This window comes from Wolbachia endosymbiont of Mansonella ozzardi, assembly GCF_020278625.1.
Lineage (GTDB): Bacteria > Pseudomonadota > Alphaproteobacteria > Rickettsiales > Anaplasmataceae > Wolbachia.
On sequence record NZ_JADAKK010000066.1, the window covers coordinates 1,822 to 5,078 of the forward strand.

At 36.5% G+C, this 3,257-nt stretch carries 3 protein-coding genes; 2 read left to right on the forward strand and 1 reads right to left on the reverse strand.

The window, feature by feature from the left end; all coding sequences use genetic code 11:
• Positions 1 to 223: hypothetical protein (locus IHO40_RS05310; protein WP_225537100.1), on the forward strand; the 223-nt coding region annotated here is incomplete at its 5' end.
• 301 nt (positions 224 to 524) lie between these two features.
• Here the strand turns inward: IHO40_RS05310 and IHO40_RS05315 are convergent.
• Entirely contained in the window at positions 525 to 1,340 is an 816-nt protein-coding gene (locus IHO40_RS05315; protein ID WP_225537101.1) for a transporter associated domain-containing protein, read from the reverse strand.
• A 381-nt stretch (positions 1,341 to 1,721) separates the two neighbouring features.
• Here IHO40_RS05315 and hemE point away from each other — a divergent pair, with 381 nt between their 5' ends.
• Complete coding sequence (gene hemE, locus IHO40_RS05320) at positions 1,722 to 2,762, forward strand: uroporphyrinogen decarboxylase (protein ID WP_225537102.1); 1,041 nt, start codon at positions 1,722 to 1,724, stop codon at positions 2,760 to 2,762.
• Positions 2,763 to 3,257 lie beyond the last annotated feature (495 nt).

Below are 3,257 nucleotides of genomic sequence, written 5' to 3' on the forward strand. Positions count from 1 at the left end.
AAGCCAGGAGAAAGACAAAATTTTATTAACTATGCAAGTTTCGAGTGAACACAAACCCTTAAGCAAATCATTAGTGGAGAAATTAAGCAAGAAAAGAGATGACAACTTAAATACAAAAGATATTAGCATCTACATGACCCACTTACTACTAGAGCACTATAATACTAAAATACACTGTACTTGTGAAAACAACTTGTTGAAAATAGGCTTAACTTTGACTTAAAGTGATTCTACACTTTGTAAAAGCACATACAAGTATTAACTCGAAAATTGAAACTTTCCACAGCACCTCAGATCTAGGCTAGACGCACTTACCTAAAGCACGTACCAGCACTATATATGTAAATATTGTAGACCTCTTTACCTAAAGGCAAAACACTTCCTCACTAGGAATATCAATAGATCTCTTTCATAACCAATTTATGGTAGGGAATTTTCAGGAGAAATGCAGACGAATACTGCAGAACACTCGAGGAGCATAAACAAGTTTTGAAGAAAAATCAGAAGCAGGTTATGCAAGAGATCTAGTTTCTGTAATCACTCAAGTCTAATATCACCTTATCAATATACCTATCATTCGCATTCTTAACAACAAATTTCACACCATTTTTGTACTTAACAACTTCATCTACAGAAGGTACCTTGCCAGCGACTGAAAGAATCAAACCACCAAGCGTGGCATAATCCTCCTCAGGGCTGCGTAATTCTATTTTTAGATTTTCCTCTATGTCCTTTATCAGAGTCCTAGCTGACATCTCAAACTTACTCTGAGATAACTTTACAATTGCATACTCAGAAGGTTCACTTTCGCTGTTAATATTTGATACCAATTCTTCCACAAGATCAGTTACTGAAATTAAGCCATCAGTTCCACCATATTCATCCAATACAACAGCCAAATACGATCTGGAAGATCTCATCTTAACGAAAAGGCTGGTAGTCTTCATCGAGGGTGGTACGAATATTACGTTTTGTGCAAGTTCCCTTAGACTAAAACCTTCGTCTTCGTTTAGGATAACATCTTTTACGTAGAAAAAACCTATCACATTATCAAAATCATTTTTATAAATTAACACCTTAGTGTGGTGAATATTTTTTATTTTCTTCATTACTTCATGCCTACTCGATTCAATGTCCACTGCACATATTTCTGTACGTGGAGTCATCACATCAGTTATACTGCAGTCATGGAATTTTATTAGACCATTGAATATATTAAGGTCTGGTAAATCCTTCATTATTGCTTCAGTTGCACACTCTTTCAGCATACGAGCCCTTTTGAAAAGAAACAAAAAAATTTTATATGCTACTCGTTTTATAAAAGTTCCTTTTTTACTCAACTTGTTTCCTACTAATGGTAAAAATATTTTTGGATCAGTTTTACCAAGAAAACTGTTGTTAAATGTTTAATAAGCATGTGAATAATGTCAAACCAATTTGTGGACTATCTGTTGATACCGGATACTAACAATTGATCAACAACTTTTTCACTGATGCACACATAATTATACAACAGCGCACAATGGGAAGATCCTTTCCATAATGGAAGATTACTAACAATCTGAACATTCCACTTATACACACAAATTACTAAGGAAAATCAACAATATATAAAAGTTACTAACATGCTTATCCACAAGTCTAGCAATAAGAATTTTCACAGAATTTTAAGTTAATAACAGAACGTTGATAAAACTATTACTACTGTTACACTTTACTATATGAAAGAAGATAGATTAACTAAACTAGAAGGCAGTGAAACAATAGTAGCAAGAACTATAAGTAAGGGCAGGCAGGGTAAAGAGACACCAATCTGGCTGATGCGCCAAGCTGGCAGATCTCTTCCTGAGTACCGCAAAGCGGTAAAAAACGTGGGTGATTTTATGGAGATGTGTTATAACACAGATTTAGTAGTGGAGCTGACACTACAACCAGTTACAAGGTTTAACATGGATGCAGCGATAATCTTCTCTGACATTTTAATAGTGGCTGATGTTCTGGGTTGTGATGTGAACTTCACGCGCGGCGTAGGTCCAGTAATAAAGCCTGTGAAAGATTTTAAAGAGCTGGAAAGTCCACAAGAAATTGAAGCTAAGACCCTGCCAATTCTAAACGCTATAAAGAGAGTAAGGAGTTGTTTGCCAAAGGAAAAGTCTCTCATAGGATTTGCTGGAGGGCCGTGGACAGTTGCCTCATACATCATAGAAGGTGGAAGCAGCAAAACTTTTTCTAAAGTGTTGAATTTCTCCCCCTCGAGCTTGGAAAAAGTAATCAAGCGGATAACGGATGCAACAATCTTCTATCTGATTAAGCAAATAGAGTTTGGGGCAGACGTTGTCCAATTGTTTGACAGTAATGCCGGAGTGTTGCCGAAGGAGCTATTTAAGAAATATGTTATTGAACCGACAAAAAAGATTACCTTAGCAATAAAGGATAAATTTCCAAATTTTCCAATAATAGGTTTTCCAAGATCTGCCGGAAGTTTCTATAAGGATTACTGTGACCAAACGGGTGTATCCGCAGTGAGTATAGATTATGACGTTCCAATAGAATGGGCAAAAGGAAACCTGAAAATCCCTCTGCAAGGGAATCTCAATCCTAATCTTTTGGCATATAACAGAGCTAAAGCAATTGAAGAGGCGAAGCGTATAATAGATTGCTTTAGGGGTTTACCTTTCATATTTAATCTCGGACATGGAGTGCTTCCTGACACTCCGGTTGAAAATATCGCTGCATTAGTAGACTTAGTAAAGAGCTGCTGATGTAATAAACTTCTCGCACGTAAGCAGAAAAAGGTAATTATTTTTGATGTTTTTCATAACGCTGCGTGTTCTTAAGTTGCTTTAATTATAAACGTTAAGAAATTGTATCTATTCAGGGGTGTGGTAAATATTGAAGCAAAAGTGGTGTTATGTAAGTAGTTAGCATGCAACTGTACGAACGTTGTGGTTTGAACCTGCTACAAGGGTGTCGATCCAAGTACCGACACACGGCTGTATTAACATTGTACTACTAGGTAAGGTGTCATGCCAGTACTCCTACACTGGGACCCAGCCTTTTTATAATCATCAAAAACATCGTACTTTAACATAACTTTTATACTCACTAACTTAATAAAATTACTGGATGCCAGTGTCAAGTACCGGCATGACACCGTCTGTTACGCAGATTGCCTGCTAAATGATATAATCAAACTAGAATGGCTGAAGCGCTATAGAAATTTTCCTGACAATCTCTCGCATGTAACACAAAGTTGG

Coding starts and splice junctions, on each gene's coding strand:
- hemE (WP_225537102.1), top strand. CDS start 1,722: ATGAAAGAAGATAGATTAACTAAACTAGAAGGCAGTGAAACAATAGTA.